This window comes from Xenorhabdus littoralis (assembly GCF_033949345.1).
Taxonomy (GTDB): Bacteria; Pseudomonadota; Gammaproteobacteria; order Enterobacterales; family Enterobacteriaceae; genus Xenorhabdus; species Xenorhabdus littoralis.
Map to the genome: position 1 here is coordinate 1 of NZ_VCDP01000026.1, position 20,291 is coordinate 20,291.

At 43.5% G+C, this 20,291-nt stretch carries 24 protein-coding genes; 11 read left to right on the forward strand and 13 right to left on the reverse strand.

Annotated features, from left to right (window positions below; genetic code table 11):
• Nucleotides 1-209 precede the first annotated feature (209 nt).
• From mltC to mutY, 3 genes are all read right to left on the reverse strand, one after another.
• A complete protein-coding gene (gene mltC, locus FE394_RS08135; RefSeq protein ID WP_319925897.1) occupies nt 210-1,283 on the reverse strand; it encodes a membrane-bound lytic murein transglycosylase MltC in 1,074 nt (357 codons plus the stop codon).
• A gap of 84 nt (nt 1,284-1,367) precedes the next feature.
• A complete protein-coding gene (locus FE394_RS08140; RefSeq protein ID WP_047962309.1) occupies nt 1,368-1,640 on the reverse strand; it encodes an oxidative damage protection protein in 273 nt (90 codons plus the stop codon).
• 26 nt (nt 1,641-1,666) lie between these two features.
• A complete protein-coding gene (mutY, locus tag FE394_RS08145) occupies nt 1,667-2,707 on the reverse strand; it encodes an A/G-specific adenine glycosylase (protein WP_319925898.1) in 1,041 nt (346 codons plus the stop codon).
• Nucleotides 2,708-2,950: 243 nt separating this feature from the next.
• Here mutY and trmB point away from each other — a divergent pair, with 243 nt between their 5' ends.
• From trmB to FE394_RS08180, 7 genes are all read left to right on the forward strand, one after another.
• The gene (trmB, locus tag FE394_RS08150; protein ID WP_319925899.1) at nt 2,951-3,670 is read left to right on the forward strand and encodes a tRNA (guanosine(46)-N7)-methyltransferase TrmB; all 720 of its coding nucleotides are present in this window, start codon (nt 2,951-2,953) and stop codon (nt 3,668-3,670) included.
• On the forward strand, nt 3,670-3,996 hold the full coding sequence (locus tag FE394_RS08155; protein ID WP_319925900.1) for a YggL family protein: 327 nt from the start codon (nt 3,670-3,672) through the stop codon (nt 3,994-3,996). The genes trmB and FE394_RS08155 overlap by 1 nt, the downstream gene beginning before the upstream one ends.
• A gap of 148 nt (nt 3,997-4,144) precedes the next feature.
• Nucleotides 4,145-5,071: a glutaminase B gene (glsB, locus tag FE394_RS08160; protein ID WP_419836318.1), complete on the forward strand. Its 927-nt coding sequence runs from the start codon at nt 4,145-4,147 to the stop codon at nt 5,069-5,071.
• A gap of 51 nt (nt 5,072-5,122) precedes the next feature.
• On the forward strand, nt 5,123-5,854 hold the full coding sequence (locus FE394_RS08165) for a DUF2884 family protein (RefSeq protein WP_319925902.1): 732 nt from the start codon (nt 5,123-5,125) through the stop codon (nt 5,852-5,854).
• A gap of 154 nt (nt 5,855-6,008) precedes the next feature.
• Complete coding sequence (locus FE394_RS08170) at nt 6,009-6,950, forward strand: siderophore ABC transporter substrate-binding protein (RefSeq protein ID WP_319925903.1); 942 nt, start codon at nt 6,009-6,011, stop codon at nt 6,948-6,950.
• A 253-nt stretch (nt 6,951-7,203) separates the two neighbouring features.
• Nucleotides 7,204-7,689, forward strand: a complete 486-nt coding sequence (locus tag FE394_RS08175) for a YbhB/YbcL family Raf kinase inhibitor-like protein (RefSeq protein WP_319925904.1) — start codon at nt 7,204-7,206, stop codon at nt 7,687-7,689.
• A gap of 44 nt (nt 7,690-7,733) precedes the next feature.
• Nucleotides 7,734-8,513 carry an L-threonylcarbamoyladenylate synthase gene (locus tag FE394_RS08180; RefSeq protein WP_319925905.1) on the forward strand — a complete coding sequence of 260 codons (780 nt, stop codon included), beginning with the start codon at nt 7,734-7,736 and terminating at the stop codon, nt 8,511-8,513.
• Between the two features lie 67 nt (nt 8,514-8,580).
• Here FE394_RS08180 and FE394_RS08185 read toward each other — a convergent pair whose 3' ends face one another.
• On the reverse strand, nt 8,581-9,471 hold the full coding sequence (locus FE394_RS08185) for a LysR family transcriptional regulator (protein WP_319925906.1): 891 nt from the start codon (nt 9,469-9,471) through the stop codon (nt 8,581-8,583).
• 235 nt (nt 9,472-9,706) lie between these two features.
• Between FE394_RS08185 and FE394_RS08190 the strand changes: the two genes are divergently transcribed.
• The gene (locus FE394_RS08190) at nt 9,707-11,005 is read left to right on the forward strand and encodes a 3-isopropylmalate dehydratase large subunit (RefSeq protein ID WP_319925907.1); all 1,299 of its coding nucleotides are present in this window, start codon (nt 9,707-9,709) and stop codon (nt 11,003-11,005) included.
• Nucleotides 11,002-11,553, forward strand: coding sequence for a LeuD/DmdB family oxidoreductase small subunit (locus tag FE394_RS08195; protein WP_319925908.1), 552 nt, complete (start codon nt 11,002-11,004; stop codon nt 11,551-11,553). The genes FE394_RS08190 and FE394_RS08195 overlap by 4 nt, the downstream gene beginning before the upstream one ends.
• A gap of 59 nt (nt 11,554-11,612) precedes the next feature.
• Here the strand turns inward: FE394_RS08195 and hemW are convergent, their stop codons facing one another.
• The 5 genes from hemW to FE394_RS08220 form a co-directional block, all read right to left on the reverse strand.
• On the reverse strand, nt 11,613-12,743 hold the full coding sequence (hemW, locus tag FE394_RS08200; protein ID WP_319925909.1) for a radical SAM family heme chaperone HemW: 1,131 nt from the start codon (nt 12,741-12,743) through the stop codon (nt 11,613-11,615).
• Nucleotides 12,736-13,329, reverse strand: coding sequence for an XTP/dITP diphosphatase (locus FE394_RS08205; protein WP_319925957.1), 594 nt, complete (start codon nt 13,327-13,329; stop codon nt 12,736-12,738). The genes hemW and FE394_RS08205 overlap by 8 nt, the downstream gene beginning before the upstream one ends.
• An 85-nt stretch (nt 13,330-13,414) precedes the next feature.
• Nucleotides 13,415-13,978: a YggT family protein gene (locus tag FE394_RS08210; RefSeq protein WP_319925910.1), complete on the reverse strand. Its 564-nt coding sequence runs from the start codon at nt 13,976-13,978 to the stop codon at nt 13,415-13,417.
• A gap of 32 nt (nt 13,979-14,010) precedes the next feature.
• Nucleotides 14,011-14,832 (reverse strand): pyrroline-5-carboxylate reductase, encoded by an 822-nt coding sequence (gene proC / locus FE394_RS08215; RefSeq protein ID WP_319925911.1) that lies wholly within the window; start codon nt 14,830-14,832, stop codon nt 14,011-14,013.
• Between the two features lie 83 nt (nt 14,833-14,915).
• Nucleotides 14,916-15,611: a YggS family pyridoxal phosphate-dependent enzyme gene (locus FE394_RS08220; protein WP_319925912.1), complete on the reverse strand. Its 696-nt coding sequence runs from the start codon at nt 15,609-15,611 to the stop codon at nt 14,916-14,918.
• 22 nt (nt 15,612-15,633) lie between these two features.
• On the opposite strand from FE394_RS08220, the gene FE394_RS08225 reads away from it, so the two are divergent.
• Nucleotides 15,634-16,635 carry a type IV pilus twitching motility protein PilT gene (locus tag FE394_RS08225; protein WP_319925913.1) on the forward strand — a complete coding sequence of 334 codons (1,002 nt, stop codon included), beginning with the start codon at nt 15,634-15,636 and terminating at the stop codon, nt 16,633-16,635.
• A gap of 23 nt (nt 16,636-16,658) precedes the next feature.
• Here FE394_RS08225 and ruvX read toward each other — a convergent pair whose 3' ends face one another.
• The 4 genes from ruvX to rsmE all read right to left on the reverse strand — a co-directional run bounded on the left by ruvX (nt 16,659) and on the right by rsmE (nt 19,452).
• Nucleotides 16,659-17,078 carry a Holliday junction resolvase RuvX gene (gene ruvX / locus FE394_RS08230; protein ID WP_319925914.1) on the reverse strand — a complete coding sequence of 140 codons (420 nt, stop codon included), beginning with the start codon at nt 17,076-17,078 and terminating at the stop codon, nt 16,659-16,661.
• Nucleotides 17,078-17,641 carry a YqgE/AlgH family protein gene (locus FE394_RS08235; protein WP_319925915.1) on the reverse strand — a complete coding sequence of 188 codons (564 nt, stop codon included), beginning with the start codon at nt 17,639-17,641 and terminating at the stop codon, nt 17,078-17,080. The genes ruvX and FE394_RS08235 overlap by 1 nt, the downstream gene beginning before the upstream one ends.
• Nucleotides 17,642-17,751: 110 nt before the next feature.
• A complete protein-coding gene (gene gshB / locus FE394_RS08240; RefSeq protein ID WP_319925916.1) occupies nt 17,752-18,711 on the reverse strand; it encodes a glutathione synthase in 960 nt (319 codons plus the stop codon).
• A 9-nt stretch (nt 18,712-18,720) separates the two neighbouring features.
• Complete coding sequence (gene rsmE, locus FE394_RS08245; RefSeq protein WP_319925958.1) at nt 18,721-19,452, reverse strand: 16S rRNA (uracil(1498)-N(3))-methyltransferase; 732 nt, start codon at nt 19,450-19,452, stop codon at nt 18,721-18,723.
• 349 nt (nt 19,453-19,801) lie between these two features.
• On the opposite strand from rsmE, the gene FE394_RS08250 reads away from it, so the two are divergent.
• Nucleotides 19,802-20,284 carry a prepilin peptidase gene (locus FE394_RS08250; RefSeq protein ID WP_319925917.1) on the forward strand — a complete coding sequence of 161 codons (483 nt, stop codon included), beginning with the start codon at nt 19,802-19,804 and terminating at the stop codon, nt 20,282-20,284.
• The last annotated feature ends 7 nt before the right edge of the window (nt 20,285-20,291 follow it).

The window sequence follows — 20,291 nt, forward strand, 5'->3', positions numbered from 1 at the left end:
GGGATTTTCAATCCCCTGCTCTACCGACTGAGCTATCCGGGCAACGGGGCGCATTAAACCGTATTCAGCCTAATCCGTCAAACACTTTTTGCATAATTTTATCTGTATGCTTTTAAATTATCCAACAAGCTATAAATCCAAACAAAATGGAGAGATAACCACCTCTCCATTCTTTATTACTTCTTTGCTATCAACTATTTTGTTATCGATTATCTGCGATAACTTTTCTGTGTATTGTTTACTTTCATCAAATAACGGCGTGATTCGGCAGATGGATGTTTGCTTGTCAGGGTTTCATAAACATCGCCTGGTTCCATGGTGTTGATAATTTGAGCCGCTTTTTTCCTATCACCGGAAAATACGCGCAATACACTTCCGGCTCCGCCGTTGTAGGCTGTGATAACGGCATATCGGCGTGAAGTGGTGTTTTTGATTTCGCCTAAGTAAATATTTTGCAATATTGATAGATAGGCTGTTCCGGCGTCAATGTTATTTTCAGGTTCGAAGAGATAACTGCGGCTAGGATGACCTGACTTTCCCTGCATTCTGAAAACATCTTTTCCAGCGGTATGCTGCATGACTTGCATAAGACCCAGGGCATCAGAACGGCTGACGGCATAGGGGTTAAAGCTGGATTCAGTCTGCATGATGGCAAGGATTAGGGATTCTTCAACACCATATTTAATGGATGCTTTGCGAATAATAGGCAGATATTTATGGGCGCGTTTATCCAAATGGTTAGGAACCAATTGGATGGTGACTGACCAAATGACATGCAGACCTGACTGGCGTTTCTGTAATTTGTTCTGAATCAGGTAATTGGCAAAATGACGGGCTCGCCACTCCCAACGAATTGCCTCTCCACCATTATCCAAAACCTGCCCATACAGGAAGGGTTCTTTACTGATCTTAATATCATTGGAGTCTGAATAAAGATCAACTGATCCCGGATCATCTCCCATCAGCAAAGTAGTCACAATCGCTTTGCGTAAGTGTTCAGTGGGATCAATCGGAGATAAAGTTTCAATCGTGATGCTTCCGGCCTCAAAATTGATATGACTGCGGGTTTGGTATTGATCTGTATATTTCACATAATCTTTTTGGCCCGCGATTAAGACTTCTTGTAATCCCCAGATATTTTCAATGTTATGGGCAAATTGCCCCATTAAAATATCGAATCCATTGGTGTCTTTGACATATTTTTCATCGTATTCAATATCTTTTTTGCTAGAGCAGGAAATCAGGAGTGGTGCGAGAAGAGTCAGAGCCAGCAGTTTTTTCATTTTATAGTGCCGTTGGATATTGGAATGCCATCAGTATTTAGAGCCATGCGAAATGGCTCTGATTATGCCAATGGCATAGTAATATTATTGTTCTGGTGGTGTGTAACCGTCGATTTGGATGTCATGTCCTTCGAACAGGAATTTTACCATCTCTTGCTCAAGCAGTTTGCGATCTTCAGGATTCATGGTATTTAATTTTTTTTCATTAATGAGCATGGTTTGTTTGCTCATCCATTGTTGCCACGCTTCTTTAGAAATCTCATTGAAAATACGCTTGCCTAACTCCCCTGGATAGAGCTGAAAATCTTGGCCTTCGGTTTCTCGTTGCAAAAAAGTACAAAAAATAGTTCTGCTCATAATCAATCCTCAAAATAAAGGGTAAATTAACCCAGTTGTTGCAAAAGGTACTCAACGGGAGCTGCCAATCCAATAGTCGCTGGCTGGCGTAAGTTATACCAAAGTCCTTTGCTTTCATCCATGCAGGAATCAAAAGATAAGATATCAATTCTAATAGGGACGATATCTAAATGAAAATGACTGAATGTGTGGCGAAATGCTGTCAGTTGCTCAGGTTTGCTGTGAGAAATACCCGAATCTTGCAGCCATTGCTCCAGCGATGTCTGATCAGTAAATTGCGGAAAGGCAAACAGGCCACCCCAAATACCAGACAGTGGGCGCTGTTCCAGCCAAACCGTATCACCATGCTGCATTAATAGAAAGTATGATGTTTTTTCCGGAATGCTTTGTTTCGGTTTCTTCCCCGGATAGTTTGTCCAACTATGATTGGCGTAAGCGATACAGCCAGCATTGAGGGGACAAATTTCACATTTAGGTTTGCTACGAGTGCAGACCATCGCACCCAGATCCATCATTGCCTGATTAAAGTATTCGACGCCTTGTCCGGGAGTGACTCGCGTGCTGATATCCCACAATTGGTTCTCAACTTCTTTTTTACCCGGCCAGCCATCGATGGCATAGCAGCGAGCCAAAACACGCTTCACGTTACCATCAAGAATGGGAAAGTGTTTGCCCTGAGATAAGGAAAGGATAGCGCCGGCAGTTGAGCGTCCCACACCGGGCAGGGCAACAACGGTATCGAATGTCGTCGGAAATTTTCCATTGTGTAATTCCACAATCTGTTGTGCGGCTTTGTGCAAATTACGGGCACGTGCATAATATCCCAGACCCGTCCACAAATGGAGAACTTCATCCAATGGTGCAGCAGCCAAAGAGGCAACATCGGGAAAACGTGAAATAAACTTTTGGAAATAAGGAATGACAGTAGCGACCTGTGTTTGTTGTAGCATCACCTCTGAAAGCCAGACGTGATAGGACGTTTTTTCCAACTGCCACGGCAGAGTCTTGCGACCATAACGATGATACCATTCCAATACCACCGGTGAAAATTGCTCAGCTTCCATCATTAGAATAATTGTCTTTATATCGGATAATTGTTTCGTGAACAGGATTGCAACATAGTGTAACCTCAGTGTAAACCCGAACTTTGTTTCGAAGAGCCCTGCAAATTAACATTAAAGTTGTGCTTATGGACACTGAACTTGATAAACTCAGCCATCTTTGCATAATTGCGCTCTATCTGGGCAATCCTGCGGTATATTAAGCCCCAGACGCCTGAGCAAATGCCTTTAAAACTGATAGAAAGTATCATGATAAATAACGTAATTTCACCGGAATATGATGAAAATGGCAGGGCTTTGCGCCGTGTCCGCAGTTTTGTGCGTCGGCAGGGACGATTAACAAGTCGTCAGCAGCAAGCACTTGATAATGTGTGGCCGATGATGGGTGTGGATTATCAACCTGAAATGTCCGATATGGTGGCGCTTTTTGATCGTGAAGCTCCGGTTGTACTGGAAATTGGTTTCGGTATGGGCACATCTCTGGTTACGATGGCAAGCCAGAATTCCGAGAAAAATTTTTTTGGAATCGAAGTTCATGCACCGGGAGTAGGCGCATGTCTGGCTTCCGCACAAGAGGAAAACCTCAGTAATCTGCGTGTTATGTGCCATGATGCCATTGAAGTACTGAATAATATGCTCCCGGAGCAGAGTCTGGAGATGGTTCAGCTTTTCTTTCCTGATCCATGGCATAAAGCCCGCCATAATAAGCGCCGGATTGTACAACCTGAATTTGCTCAACTGATTAGAAGTAAGCTGAAAATCGGTGGTGTCTTCCATATGGCAACGGACTGGCAGCCATATGCTGAACATATGCTGGAAGTGATGAGCGAAGCCGAAGGGTATCGCAATTTATCGGAAAACGGTGACTATGTGCCGCGTCCTGATTCACGTCCAATTACGAAATTCGAGATGCGCGGTCATCGGTTAGGGCATGGCGTATGGGATCTAATGTTTGAGAGGGTAAAATAATGGCTAAAAACCGTAGTCGTCGTCTGCGTAAAAAAATGCATATTGATGAATTCCAAGAATTAGGATTTTCAGTAAAGTGGAGTTTCCCGGCGAATACATCCATTGATGTTGTTGACAGTTCAGTTGATGCCTTGATTGAAGAAGTGATTGAACCAAATGGTTTGGCTTTGGATGCTAGTGGTTATTTGCAGTGGGAAGGTTTGATCTGTCTGCAAAAAATCGGCAAATGTACCGAAGAACACAGCCAGTTAGTGGATAAATGGCTGAAAGATCGCGGCATGGAAGATGTTGTCACATCAGAACTGTTTGATGTTTGGTGGGATTGATTTGCTGTTGCATAAAAAATTAGCGTTTTGATACTCAATATAGATTTCAAGTTGCCGTTAACCAACCAGTAACTGAAAAGAGTAGATACAGAAATAGCGCTGTATGCAGGGGCTCCTTTGGAGCCCTTGTCTATCTGGAGAGAAAGTGGTGAAGGTAAGGTTCTCTAATTCGTTATTGGCAGATATCTTAGATGAAGTACGCCCTTTGATTGGCCAAGGGAAAGTGGCAGATTACATTCCCGCTCTGGCAGAAGTTCCGGTAAATAATCTGGGAATGGCCATTTGTACAGTTGATGGACAAATTTTCCAAGCGGGAGATGCAGAAAAGCGCTTTTCCATACAGTCCATTTCCAAGGTACTGAGCTTGACACTAGCCATGACGCGTTATCAAGAGCATAACATTTGGCAGCGAGTCGGCACGGAGCCTTCCGGGCAGCCTTTTAACTCATTAGTTCAGTTAGAGCTGGAAAAAGGGATACCCCGGAATCCTTTTATTAATGCTGGGGCATTAATTATCAGTGACATGCTGCAATCACGTTTGAGTGCGCCTAAGCATAGAATGCTGGAGTTTGTCCGTAGCCTCACAGGGCAAAAAGATATTTGTTATGATGATGCCGTTGCTCGTTCAGAGATGGATCATTCAAGTCGTAATGCTTCAATTGCTTATCTCATGAAGTCCTTCGGTAATTTTGAAAACGATGTCTTGACGGTTTTGAAATCCTATTTTCAATATTGCGCCTTGAAAATGAATTGTGTTGAACTGTCCCAATGTTTTATTTATTTAGCTAACAAAGGACGAATGATTGGTTCCGGCCAGCAAATTTTGAGCCATCGACAAACAAGACAGATTAATGCACTGATGCTGACTTGTGGGATGTACGATGGTTCTGGTGAGTTTGCTTTCAGGATTGGTATGCCGGGAAAATCGGGGGTTGGTGGCGGAATTGTCTGTGTTGTTCCGGGAGAGTTCACCGTTACAGTATGGTCTCCTGAACTGGATAAAGCGGGTAACTCATTGGCAGGTTGTGCGGCATTGGAAAAATTGGCTGGGCGTATTGGACGCTCTATTTTTTAACCTTGTCCGGGCTGATGGGAAGTCATCAAGCAAAAGAAATTAGGAGAATATATGTTACGCAGAATCACGATGGCTGCATCATTATTATTTGCATCTCAGGTTATTGTCGCTCAGGCAAGTTCTGAATGTCAGGCAACACTTAATGATGACATTATTGTTACGCCAAAGTCTGTCCAAATTGTTGGGGCTAGTGGAAACTTGAAGATATTGCCTGATGGCTCCATAACCCGTGATGGTAAGGCTCTGTCATTAAATACAGAGCAACGTCGCAAGGCCCTGCAATATCAGCAGACTATCCGTCAGGATTTACCGTGGGTCAAGAAAGAGGCAATCAGTCATTTGGCAAGTGCCCGCCAGTCTCTGGATAAAGTGATTGTTGATACGATGGGCAAGGAAAGTAATATTCGTCATCGTTTATCTCAATTGGAATCTGGTCTTAACCAGCAAATTGATAAAGTGATTGAAACCCGCGTTAATGGTTTTGCATTCAATCATCAGGAAGTTAAGCAAGTAGAAGCTGAAGGCCAGAAGCTCGTTGAACAGAGTCTTGGTGGCATCTTGCAGGATAGTATTAATGAAATAAGCCGTAAAAAAAGTGATCAAAATGGTGACGGCAAACAGATGCTAATGTCTCTTCTTGGCGGATTGGGCGGGATGCAAAATGGGTTTGATGAAGAATTGAAAAAACAGGAGAAAGCGTTGAAGCTTTTGAAAGTAGAAGTCTGTAGTAAAGCCAGTAAATTGGAACAACAACGCACAGCTCTGATGAATTCTATTAAGTAAATCACAATATATTTATACAAATAAGAATCAATATGAAATTGATTCTTATTTGGTTGACATATTAACGTTGCCACCTAGAATGCGGGGTACTTCTTACTATTATATTGGCTTACCATTATATTGATGTACCAATATACTTAATTCAGGTGTAACAATGAAAAAGATCCTGCCAATTGTTATTGCATCACTACTTTCCGTCACTAGCTACTCTGCATTCAGTCAGCCATCATCATTTACACCAAACTCAGTAACAGCCCAGTCTGGTGATTATGTCACGATAAAACACCTTTCCGGTGAAACTCAGGTCAAAAAAAATCCAAAGCGGGTCGTTCTGTTTGATTTCGGAACATATGATTCGATGGCGAAATTAGGTTTGTCCGAGCGCGTTATTGCATTACCTCTCGATAGCTTGCCTGAGTATGTGCGTAGTGATGTGCCTGCGAATATGCATAATGCAGGTGGAATGAAATCACCTGATTTGGAAAAATTGGCGGAAATAAAACCAGATCTGATTGTGATCACAGGCCGTCAGGGTTCTTCTTATGAGCGCTTGTCACAAATAGCGCCAACGGTTGATTTAAGTACAGACAATAAAAATTATCTGCCATCCGTAGATAATAATATTAAGTTATTAGGTGGATTATTTGATAAACAAGATGCGGTTAAAACACAGTTTGCTGCTTTAGAAAAAACCATCGCTTCTGCTCAGGAAAAAGCAAAAACAGCAAACAGCAAAGTACTGGTGTTGCTGCACAATGCTGGTGAATTATACCCCAATAATCAGACCATTGTTTATGATGTAATTAAAGCTCCACGCTCTGTATTGCCAGCTAAATCAGATAACGACAAAAGTCGCGTTGTCACGGCAGATATGATTGCACAGGCGAATCCTGATGTAATTTTTATTATTGATCGCAGTGAAGCGATTGGTGCGGATAAACTGACAAAAGATCAGTTTGAAAATGATCAAGTCAAATCAACCCATGCCTATAAAAATGGTAAAATAGTTTATCTGCAATCTGATCTTTGGTATTTGTCTGGCGGCGGCTTGGATAGTATGACGCGACAGGTTAATGCCATTGCTGAAGCGTTGTAATTTTATAGATTGATAGTTACCTTTTCCTGAATCTTTTTCTGAATAAATCCCGAAATCTGAATAGTCAGGTTTCGGGATAAAATTTTATTTTAAATACCTATATTCCACACAATTCCACGTCTTGCAAAAGTATCCGGTAACTCACTTATTGTTCCCAAATTGAAACAATCAAGCAGAATCATAACCTCATCTTGCAGTATAAAAAAACTGCGTTAGGATGTTTTAAAAGGCATTCAATGATGGGGACATAATCATGATTATCAGTTCAACTGAATTTAAGAATAATGATTTTTTGCAGAAAGAACATGCATTTAATGAATTTGGTAGTCATGGTGATAATCGTTCACCTGAACTGACTTGGATAGATGCACCCGCTGAAACAAAAAGCTTTGCCATTACTGTCTATGATCCTGATGCACCAACAGGCAGTGGCTTCTGGCACTGGGTTGCTTTTGATATTCCAGTGGAAATTCGGGCCTTGACAGCAAATGCAGGGCAAGGCGATGGCAGTAAATTGCCCGTCGGTACTATCCAAAGCAAAAATGATTATGGTTTGCCCGGTTTCGATGGTCCTTGCCCGCCTGAGGGTGATAAAGCACACCGATATATTTTCACAGTACATGCTTTATCGGTAGAAAAACTGGGTGTTGATTCTGAAACAACGAACGCTATTGCGCGTTTTATGATTCAGGCCAATACCTTGGCAACAGCCACTATTACCGGCTACTACCAGCGTTAATTAATTGATTAATAATTCTTCCGTTTCCAGTAAAGGGGATCAATATGAGCAGCACAAAAATTCAATGGAATAATGGGGTACAGCCGGAAGCGGTAGAGATCCTCTCTAATGATGGTGGAATGATCGTCTGCCCAACTAAAGTTGGGTACATTATTATGACGTCCGATGCACAAGGACTGGAGCGTAAATTTGAAGCTAAGCTGCGTAATCGCAACAAGCCCGGTGTTGTTTTATGCGGATCTCTGGAACAGTTGAAAGAGTTGGCTCAGCTTAATGCGGAAATTGAAGAACTTTATCAAAGACATTGGGATCAGGATGTATTGCTGGGTTGTATCCTGCCTTGGAAAGAGGAAGCGATAGCCCGTATTCCAGATGATGGTTCCAAAGAACTGATGATGGATCAGCGTGGTACGAGTTGTTTTGTCATTAAATTTGGTAAACCCGGCGAAATTTTGGCGAAAGAGCTTTGGGAAAAACATGGCAAGTTTTCTTTTGCCAGCTCTGCTAACCCGTCAGGTAAAGGTAACCGTGGATTGGTTGAATGCATCGGTGAGCGAATTGAAGAGCGTGCTGATCTGATTATCTCCGCCAATGACTATGTTAAATCTATCCAACCTAATGAAACTGAGCAGACTCGTTATGAACAAGGTGTTATGGTTTCTATGGTAGATGAAAATGGTAAATTAGTGCCGCTGCAAAATGGTCAGCGAGATATTACTCCGTGCCCGGTATTGATTCGTAAGGGACTGGATGTGAATAAGATCATGGTGATAATGGCTGATATATTCACGACCTGGGATTACCGACACGGTAATTACTATTGATATCTTTTACAGTATCTTCTACATATTGTATTTTTTGCGGGTGCTGTTGTACCCGCATGAATTCATCTTATTTCAGCTTCTGTTGCAGAGAGTTTGCAAACTGTTGTACACGTGAAGATAGGGTGTCTTCTGACTTAAACAGTATCCAGGCTTGATAAATATCCATATTCCATTCAGGAAGAAGCCGTACTAATTTTCCTTCTGTTACAGCCTCATGGGCCACATAATCCGGCAGATAGGCGATGCCCGCTCCGGCCAGCGCAGAACTCATTAATGCCACACTATTGTTGATACGGAATCGGCTGCGTACATCAATATCCAGCTTATGTCTTTCTTTACGGAACGGGAGGGAAATAGTATGCGCAGGGCCTCGGAATAGCAGGTAATCGTAACGAGGAAGATCTTCAGGTTTATTTATTGGTGAAAACTGACGGATATAGTCTGGTGTGGCGTAAAGTCCCCAGGTAATTTCAATCAGAGGCATCACGAGCGGATGATGCGGTGTTTCACGTCCTATGACGATGGCAATATCACATTGATCCTCGTCCATATTGATCGTTCTGTCGGTCAGTTCCAAATCAACACTGATGTGAATGTTACCGGCAATAAAGTTATTCAGAGCCGGGACAATACATTGACTGCCAAAAGACACCGGAGCGATCAGGCGTAAGCTTCCTATCGGTTCCTCATGAAAATTACGGATAAAATGTTCGGCATTTTGGGCTTCAGCAAGAATGCGGTGGCAATATTGGTAATAACTCATTCCAACTTCTGTCACCTGAATTTTGCGCGTGGTGCGGTTGAGTAACTGGGTACCTAATCTTACCTCTAACTGTGCAATCTCCCGACTGACGGAAGATTTGGACAGTCTTAATGATTTTGCTGCTTCAGTAAAACTCAGAGTTTCTACCACGCGGGCAAAGACCACCATTGAAGTAAGATTCTCAATATTATTCATGAAGTAACCTGATGAGTTATCCGGGGGAATCAGCGCATAACATACCACATATCCTGTTGAGGCTGACCAATGTGCAACAAAAATAGGAATAGATTCAAGGAGCCGGAATTTCCCATTTTTCGAACGACTGTCCCATAATGGAAACAGTGAGCCTGAAGTCGTATTTCCTTACGATCAGGCGTAGTAATCTTGTTAGGATGACAATCTATTTTTAATCTTTCGGGGGTAATGTGAGATGAGCCAAACTATTACACAAAAAATTCTTGCACGGGCAAGTGGGCGTGAACAAGTCACTCCGGGTGAAGTGGTTTGGGCGAAAGTGGATATTCTAATGTCTCACGACCCCTGCACACCGGGTGTAGCCAGCGTATTTAAAAAAGAGTTCGGTCAAGATGCACGGATATGGGACCCTGAGCGCTTTATTCTGATCCCTGATCATTTTGTCTATTCGGCTGACTCGCAAGCTAATCAGAACATTCGGGTGATGCGTGAATTTGCCGCCGAACAGAATATAAAATATTTTTATGACGTGGGGACACCAAATTATAAAGGTGTTTGCCATATAGGGCTTGCAGAAGGGGGACACACCCGCCCCGGAGAAGTGTTATTGGGCACGGATTCCCATACTGTGACCGCCGGTGCTTTTGGTGCATTTGCTATTGGGTTAGGGATTACCGACGCCGCATATGCATTAGGGACGGGTGAAATTCCTCTCAAAGTTCCTACTACTATCCGGGTCAATTTTAGCGGAACCAAGCCTGCTCATGTTTTGGCGAAGGATATGATTTTGTCAGTCCTGTCAGAATTAACTGTTGATGGTGCGACCTATCAGGCCATAGAGTTTGGTGGTCATGTCATTGATGAGTTATCGGTCGAAGAGCGCATGACGATTTGTAATATGGTCGTTGAGTGTGGGGCGAAAAACGGCATTATGGTTCCTAATCAGGCGACGCTGGATTATTTGGCTGAACGAAATCATCTCCCTTTTGAGATTTTCTATCCTGATGAAGATGCTCAGTATAGTCGTGTATTGAATATCGATGTTACTGATATGCAGCCAAAGATTGCTAAACCTCATTCCCCAGATAATGTGGTTTCTATTGAAAAAGTCGCTAATGTTGCTATTTCTCAGGCATATATCGGGTCCTGTACGGGTGGCAAACTGGAGGATTTTGTCGCGGCAGCTCGTGTCATAAAAGGGCATAAAGTTAAAATTCCGACTTACGCAGTACCGGCAACAAAAGAGGTTTTCCATAAGACAATAACGACTCAGATTGAGGGTGTTTCTGTCTATCAAATTTTGAGCGATGCAGGAGTGAAGCTTTCTTCTGAATCAGGTTGTGCAGCCTGCTGTGGTGGCCCGCCTGATACTTTCGGACGGGTCAACGATCCAATCTCCGTTATATCTACAACCAATCGTAATTTCGTCGGCAGAATGGGGCATAAACGCGCCAATATTTATCTCGCTTCTCCTTATTCCGTTGCAGCGGCAGCGATTACTGGCCAAATTACAAATCCTGAGGAGTTTTTATGAATGAATTAAAGGAAAATATCATTCGGGGTGAGGTTTATGTATTGACCGATAATATTGATACTGACCAAATTCTCTCAGCGGAATATCTCAAGGTAAACCCTTCTACGCCTGAAGGATATGCGCAATTGGCTTCACTGGCGATGTGTGGATTACCGGAAGGGTCATTGCCTTTCATTGATGAAAACGAAGGCAAGGCGAAATATCCGATTATTGTGGCAGGCCAGAATTTTGGTTGTGGCTCTTCGCGTGAACATGCTGTTGCTGCATTGGGCGCTTCAGGTGTAAAAGTTGTTCTTGCTCAATCTTATGCCCGCATATTCTTCCGGAATTGTGTATCAACTGGTGAGTTATTGCCGATTGCAGCACAAGAGCGTTTGTGTGACAAATTAGCCACAGGCGATAGTGTTGAGATTGATGTTGAAAACCAGATAGTGACGTTATTGAAAGGCGGTGAGAAATATCAAACTGACCCTATTGGTGAACTTGCCAATATTGTCTCTGCTGGCGGGCTGTTTTCTTATGCACGGGCAACAGGAAGAATTAAGTAACTATTTATATTTGCTGAAAATAAACTGCACCCTTTAATTTTCAGGTGCAGTTTATTTTATCAGAGAAACAGTTCCAATAACGAATTCAGGAATAGTTTCCCATGCTTAGTGATTTGCCAGTGCGTGTTACTTTCAGTGATATAGCCTTTAGCCAATGCTTCATCAAGTTGCGGGCGAATAATGCTTTCTGGTAATCCGGTGAAATCACTGAAATCCTGGCGTGGCATGGATTCCAACAAGCGAAAGCGGTTCATGAAAAATTCAAATGGACGATCTTCATTATCCACCTGATTTTGTTGATCCAAATAACGCCCCTGCATATAACCGCGTGGATGCTTGGTTTTCACAGTACGAAGAATGCGGCCATCTTCAAACGAAATTTTCCCGTGTGCGCCACAGCCAATGCCTAAGTAATCACCAAAACGCCAGTAATTGAGGTTATGCTGACACTGAAAACCCGGTTTGGCATATGCAGAAGTTTCATATTGCTGATAGCCTGCTTCGGTCAGTAACTGATGACCTTGGGAAAAAATATCCCATAGCGCGTCATCATCAGGCAGAACCGGCGGACGAGAGCCGAAACTGGTATTGGGTTCAATTGTTAATTGATACCAAGACAGATGCGGTGGAGATAGCTCAATCGCTTGACGTAAATCATTCAATGCTTCGCTGAGAGTCTGGTTAGGCAACCCATGCATCAAATCCAGATTAAAACTACGTAACCCTAGTCCATCAGCCAATTTTGCTGCTCGTTTGGCCTCTTCCGGGCCGTGAATGCGCCCCAGACGGATCAATTTATCTGAACCGAAACTCTGTACACCGATGGAAATACGGTTGATGCCAGCTTTCTGGTAGGCACTGAAACGGTCGGCTTCGACTGTTCCGGGATTGGCCTCCATCGTAATTTCTGCTTGCGGGGAGAGCCGAAGCGAAGATCTTACGCCATCAAGCAATCGCTGCATTCCCTCTGCGCTTAGCAGGCTTGGAGTGCCTCCGCCGATAAAAATCGTTGATACCTCTCGATCACCAATCATTGGCAGATCGGCGGACAGATCTGCCAATAGATGATCAACATATTCCTGATGTGGCACATCTCCCTTTAATGCATGCGAATTGAAATCACAGTAAGGGCACTTCTGCACACACCAAGGAATATGAATATATAGACTCAGGGGTGGTAACTTAAGCATTACGCATGGCTTCCAACAACATTTCCAATGCCTTCCCACGGTGAGAAACTGCATTTTTTTGCCCGCGGCTCAGTTGAGCTGCCGTACAACCAAACTCTGGCGCATAAAAAACAGGATCATAACCAAAGCCGCCTTCTCCGGCAGGTTCATGGGTAATAACTCCTGACCAGCGACCATGAAATACCAGGGGCGTCGGATCTTCGGCATGGCGTAAGAAGACCAAAACACAATTGAATTGCGCCTGACGTTGCTCATCAGGAACATCACGCATAGCTTCCAACAGTTTTTCCAGATTTTCCTGATCGGAAGCATCACTGCCTGCATAGCGGGCAGAATAAATACCCGGAGCACCCCCTAATGCATCAACAGATAGTCCTGAATCATCTGCAATAGCCGGTAATCCAGTGACTGCTGCGGCATGGCGAGCTTTGATGATCGCATTTTCAATGAAAGTGAGGCCCGTTTCATCAGCGGAATCAACACCTAATTCGGTTTGAGCCACAATATCTAAACCAAAGTCAGCCAATAAATCAGCCAATTCACGTACTTTGCCAGCATTTCCGGTGGCGAGAACAACTTTTTGCATTGCCATTTACTCAATGAACCTATTTATCCAGTTAACCTGTTTATTCAATTAACCTATTTATTCAGCTAATTAATAATGTATCGCATTAACCTGCGAGCATTGAAGCCAGCCATCCCATCACGTCATAACGCAGGGCATTCAATGCATAAAGGATAAGGATCACAATCATGGCAGAGAAATCAAGGCCACCCATAGAAGGGATGATACGGCGGATAGGAGCCATTAATGGTTCCGTCAATTGAAGCAGAACGTAATCAACGGGATTGCGTCCTTGACTGATCCAGCTCAATAACGCACGGGCGATCACCAACCAGAATATGAGCTTTCCGGCTGCGGTCAGCAATTCAATGATCCCAACAGGGAATAATAAGCTAAAAGGTATTAAAAATTGTCCGGTTGCTAACCACACAGGTAACTCTATTTTAATGAGCACCAGCAGGTAAGCAAACAGAACTGATGCTGTATCTATGGGGCCAGCAGAAGGGATCACCTTACGTAATGGACGTACCACTGGTTGGGTTACTTTAACAATAAATTGTGAGAATGGATTATAGAAATCACAACGTCCCCACTGCATCCAGACGCGGAGCAGTAAAACGGCAATATATAAATCCAGAACTGTGAAAAAGATGAAGTTTAAGAATTGCATGTAGCAGCCCTGATTGAATTAAACCAATTGAATTAAAATAATTTTTCCATTTCTTGCGCTCGGCGGATTGCTCCCTGCATGGCACGGGACACAGTTTCAGGCAGATTGCCCTCATAAAAAATGCGCAGTGCTTCAGCCGTAGTACCACCTTTAGATGTTACCTGCTCACGCAGGATAGCAAAAGGAAGATCTTTTTGCGTTTCAGCAAGTTTAGCTGAACCCATTGCGGCTTGCAGGACAAGCTCTCTGGCTGTTTCGCTATTGAATCCCAGACGCTCTGCTTCTTGTTGCATAGACTCCATGAACAGGAAGAAGTAAGCAGGGGCACTGCCAGCAATGGCAATAATATCGTTGATGCTGCTTTCATCATCTACCCAGCAGACTTTACCAACACTGCTCATCAATGATGCCGCAACCTCGCGATCAGGTTGAGAAACATATTCAGGGGCAAACAGTCCGCTGACGCCTTCTCCGACAAGCGAAGGGGTATTTGGCATGATACGGATGATATTGAGATTATCCTGCAAAAGCGCATAAAAACGGGCAATCGGAATACCGGCAGCAATGGAAAGAACCAGTTTTTGACTGAAATCGACCTGAGAGTGCAGAGAATTACAAATTTCTGCCATCATCTGAGGTTTAACAGCCAACACAATCACATCGGCTTCCTGAGCGTAACGAACATTATCACTTTGGCTGTGAATGCCATATTCTTTTGCCAACACATCACGGCGGGTTGTGTTTGGCGAGCAGACTGTGATGAGTTCGGCCGGATAACCTTTCCTGATCAGACCGGCAATAATGGCATTAGCCATATTTCCTGCGCCAATAAAGGTGATTTTACGATTTTTCATTAAACAATCTCGCATATTAATCAATTTAGTTTGGGAACCGAATCGGGTATTTTTCTAAGTTAAGATTTAAATTCAGGCTTAGTCTAAGAATTATACTGACGGGCACCGAATATTGCCGTCCCAATCCGAACCAACGTAGAACCACGGGTAATGGCGGCGTCCATATCATCCGTCATGCCCATTGACAGTGTATCAACTTGTGGATACTGCGCTTTCAGCTCGGTAAATGCCTGTTCCATTTGGCTGAAAACCATTATTTGGTGTTCGAAATTACTTTCCGGGGCAGGTATTGCCATCAATCCGCGTAATACCAGATTAGGCAGTTCATTAATAGTTACAGCCAACTCGGTTAACGCTTCCAACAAAATCCCTGATTTACTGCCTTCACCACTGATATTAATTTGAATCAGTACATTAAGTGGTGCCATGTTGTCAGGACGTTGCTCACTTAAACGCTGGGCTATTTTTAATCTATCAATGGTATGACACCAATCAAAATTTTCTGCCACCAGCCGACTCTTATTGGACTGTAGCGGGCCAATAAAGTGCCACACCAAATCGTCGCGGTTACTAAAGTGCTGAATTTTTTCAACCCCTTCCTGAACGTAATTTTCACCAAATTCCCGCTGACCTGCGGTTATGGCTTGTGCGATGGCATTCGCAGGTTTGGTTTTACTGACTGCAAGTAAGGTAATTTCTTCTGGAGAACGCCCGCATTTTTGAGCAGCAACAGTAATGCGGTTCCTGACATCGTGAAGATTTTGTTCAATATTGTTCATAAGTGACTCAGGAGATTAAAAAGTGAATATGGAAAAATTAGTGTCCCTTAGTGTAAAGCATAATGCTTCCGATCTGCATCTTTGTGTCGGGAAGGTTCCTGTTTTGCGCATCAATGGTGTGTTATATCCACAGATACAACTGGATAAAATTCAATCCGATACTATTGGGGACTGGAGCAAAGAAATATTATCGGATGTTCAGAAACAGCAATTACAAGAGCATGGCCATGTCGATTTTGTGCTGGTAATGCCGGATGAACAGCGGCTCAGGGGAAATCTGTTCTATCAACAGTCTCATTTGTCATTGGTATTGAGATTGATTACAGATAAATGCCCGACTCTGGAACAGTTATATGCACCTGACATTATTCAGCGCCTTATCTTGCAGGAGGTCAGCGGACTGATATTAGTGACAGGAGCGACGGGGAGTGGGAAATCCACCACGCTGTCAGCCATGATTAATGCGCTTAATAGCCATAGCAGTAAACACATCATCATGCTGGAAGACCCGATAGAATTTGTTCATCAAAGTCGAAATTGTCTGATACAGCAAAGGCAGGTGAGTAAAGATACACCGGATTATCAAACAGCGTTGAAAGGGGCATTACGGCAAGATCCAGATGTGATTTTACTGGGCGAATTACGCGATAAAGAAACAATCCGGTTGGCCCTGACAGCGGCTGAAACGGGGCATCTGGTTTTATCAACACTGCATACCCGTGGTGCGATCCCGGCGATAGATCGACTGATTGATGTTTTCTCCGCAGAAGAAAAAGGCTGGATTTGCAGCCAACTGGCCGGAAGTTTAAAAGCGGTTATTTCCCAACAACTGCTGCCTGATAAAAAGGGGGGCAGGGTGGCTATCCATGAGGTTCTGATCGTCAATCAGGCCGTCAGCCATTTGATCAGGGAAGGCAAGAATCATCAGATAGCCACATTAATGCAGACCGGCGCTGCTTGTGGTATGCAGACTTATGAACAAAGCCGGCAACAGCGCAAATTGTTAGGATTATTGGCAGAATAGAAAGGCGCTAAGCATGGTTATGATTAATATTGCTGTTCAAACCAGCTTTCCAGAATGATAACAGCAGAAGCTGCATCAACGTTGCCTTTATTCAGGGCCTTATAACCACCGTGGTCGAATAAGTGAGAGCGGGCTTCCACTGTGGTTAATCGTTCATCGTGCAGTTCAACCTGAGCCCCAAAGCGTCCATGCAGGCGGTTGGCAAATTTTCGGGCTTGTGCGGTGACTGGTTGCTCAGTGCCATCCATATTGAGTGGCAGGCCAACAATGACCAGATCTGGCTGCCACTCTTTGAGCAATTTTCCGATGAGTTCCCAATTTGGGGAGCCTTCATTAGCTTTGAAGGCGGATAACGCTCTGGCTGTGCCTGTGATTTCTTGTCCGATAGCTGCACCGATACTGCGGGTGCCAAAATCGAAAGCAATGATTGTGCGGTTTTTCATCAGGCATGTCCTGCTTGTGATGCGAGATTGTATATATTGATCCCCAGTAAAGACGCGGCTTCACGCCAGCGTTCAGAAATGGGAGTATTAAAAATTATCGAAGGATCAGCGCTGACGGTAAGCCAGCTATTTTCCATAATCTCTTTTTCTAACTGGCCTGTTTCCCAGCTAGAATATCCGAGAGTCATCAACACGTTTTTCGGCTGACGAGGTGTCCCCAGAGCTTCCAGCATGTCTTTAGATGTTGTGATCATAGTTTGATCAGAGATCTGGATGCTGGAACTGAAACCTGACTGTGGTGTATGCAAAATGAAACCATGTTCTTCAGACAAAGGTCCGCCTGTCATCACTGGTTTATTCAGGTTGATATCGTTGTCTCTATCTTCAGGAGCGATATCCAACTTCTGTAAGATGCTTTGGATAGAAACCTGGGCTATCGGTTTATTGATAACTAACCCCATTGCCCCGTTTTGATCATGTTCGCAGATGTAAACTACAGAACGGTTGAAATAAGGATCAGAGAGCGAAGGCATGGCAATAAGAAAGTGGTGCTGTAGGTTCATGGGTTTTCTGATAATTATTCTGGCAATGTTAAGAGTGATTTGGCCCACCAGTATGTGGGCACTTATTATAAATGGCAAATGTTGTCAGGAAACGGAAGCGATTTAGGCAATTAAGCTACTTTTTTTCCCAATCGTTTTTCGATGGCATCCATCAGCATGCCAGTAACGGAAACTTCAGGGAATGCAGCTTCTATTTCACGCGCACAGGTTGGGCTGGTGACGTTGATTTCAGTTAAACGGTCGCCAATGATATCAAGCCCGACAAAGATTAAGCCTTTCTCTTTTAGTACCGGAGCAACGGCGCGGGCGATTGCCCAATCGCTTTCTGACAATGGGCGGGCTTCTCCGCGTCCACCTGCCGCAAGGTTACCACGGGTTTCTCCTTGTGCTGGTATACGGGCAAGGCAATAAGGTACAGGCTCGCCATCAATGACCAATACCCGCTTATCTCCCTCTTTAATGGCTGGCAGGAAGTTTTGTGCCATACAGTAACGGCTGCCATGCTCAGTCAGGGTTTCAATAATGACACCGACATTCGCATCATCTTGTTTCAGACGAAAGATGGAAGCGCCTCCCATGCCATCCAGCGGCTTAAAGATAACATCGCCATGCTTTTGGTGAAATTCGCGCAAATTTTTTGCGTTGCGGGTCACGAGCGTATCGGGAGTTAACTCAGGGAACCAAGCTGTAAACAGTTTTTCATTGCAGTCGCGCAGGCTTTGAGGTTTGTTGACAATCAGGCTGCCTTTGACTTCTGCTCTTTCCAGAATGTAGGTAGCATAAATGTACTCAGTATCAAAAGGTGGATCTTTGCGCATCAGGATAACTTGCAGGGTATCGAGAGCTATCTCTTGTTCACTGCCAAATTGATACCATTGTTGTGGATTTTCTTCTACCGTGAGCAAACGAGTACGGGCACGGGCTTCACCTTGATGCAGATAAAGATCATTCATCTCCATGTAATGAATTTCCCACCCACGTTTTTGCGCTTCCAACAGCATGGCAAAACTGGTGTCTTTTTTTATGTTGATGGACGAAATAGGGTCCATCACTATACCGAGCTTGATCATTTTTTCTCCTTAGCCTAGATCACCGAAACGTACTTGCAGTGCGGTAATTGCGGTGAGAGCCGTTGTTTCTGTCCTCAGGATGCGAGGACCCAACAGGATATCAGTAAATTGATATTTTGCCGTCATTTCAATTTCTTCAGCAGACAATCCTCCTTCAGGCCCAATCAGCAGACGCACTTTTTCCACAGGAAGTGGGAGAGTATTGATGCTCTGGCTGGCACGAGGATGCAGATTCAATTTTAGGCTGTCATCATTTTCTTTGCACCATGCTTCAAGTGATATGACTGGACGGATCTCAGGAATACGGTTACGTCCGCACTGTTCACAGGCAGAAATGACAATTTTTTTCCATTGCTGCAATTTTTTTTCCAATCTTTCCGTATCCAGTTTTACACCACAACGTTCAGAAAGTAGCGGCGTGATAGTGCTGACTCCCAGTTCCACGGATTTTTGGATTGTGAACTCCATTTTTTCGCCGCGAGACATGACCTGCCCAACATGCAGAGTCAGCGGCGATTCATGGTCAGATAATTTGCTATCAAGGATACGCACTTTGACTGTTTTTTTACTGGCCTCAGTGATTTCTGCATCAAAAACCTGATTGCTGCCATCAAAAAGTTGTAATGCCTGTCCGTTACTCATTCTGAGTACTCGGCCAACATGATTGGCAGCATCGTCACTCAGGTAAATTTCAGTCCCGACAGTGAGCGTTTCAGGGTGATAGATGCGGGGAATTCGCATATTTCTTCTTTCCTTCTTTTTCCGGTATGGCATAAACAGCCATATGACTTCCGGCATGACATAGACAGCCATATGATAAAGTTGATTCATTATCATGATAAATGAGCGTTGTTTGCGTGATCAAGCTATCTTTTGGCTGTGGTAATACCCTGTATATCCTTGCGAGCTGGCTCGCATATTTATTTTGTAATTGCTATTTTCACTGAATTTTTGTTGCCAATAAATAGCATGATAAATTAATATTGTTTGTGTTCTGATTGCGGTCAGAAAATAAGGAAATAAGATGGTGACAAGGATGTCATTTATAAATAAATATAGCTCAGTATTTTCTGGGTAAAGCAAAAGGTGGTTGGTTATTTTAAATGAAACAAATTATATAATAATTATGTTTTTTTGTAGTACTTTGCTGTTGTTATCCATTATCGATATTAAAACGTTTTGTTTGCCGGATGTTATCACTCTGCCTTTATTATGGTTTGGAATTTTATTTAATATTGATGGTAATTTAGTGCCGATAAAAAGTGCGATATACGGCGCCATATCAGGGTATCTGTTTTTATGGTTTTTATATTGGTTATGTTGGTTTACTTTAAAGAAGGAGGGGGTAGGGTATGGCGATCTTAAATTAACCGCAGCAATCGGTGCATGGTTAGGTGTGGAAATGATACCAATATTGATGCTGATGGCTTCATTATCAGGGCTGTTTGGATTTGTGATTATGAGGCTGAAAAGAAAATCCTATCCTGATTTTATCGCATTCGGGCCTTATTTGTGTGTATCAGCGATAGTCTTGATGGGGTTTTGCCTGAGTAATATTATTGACACCCAATAGATTTTCA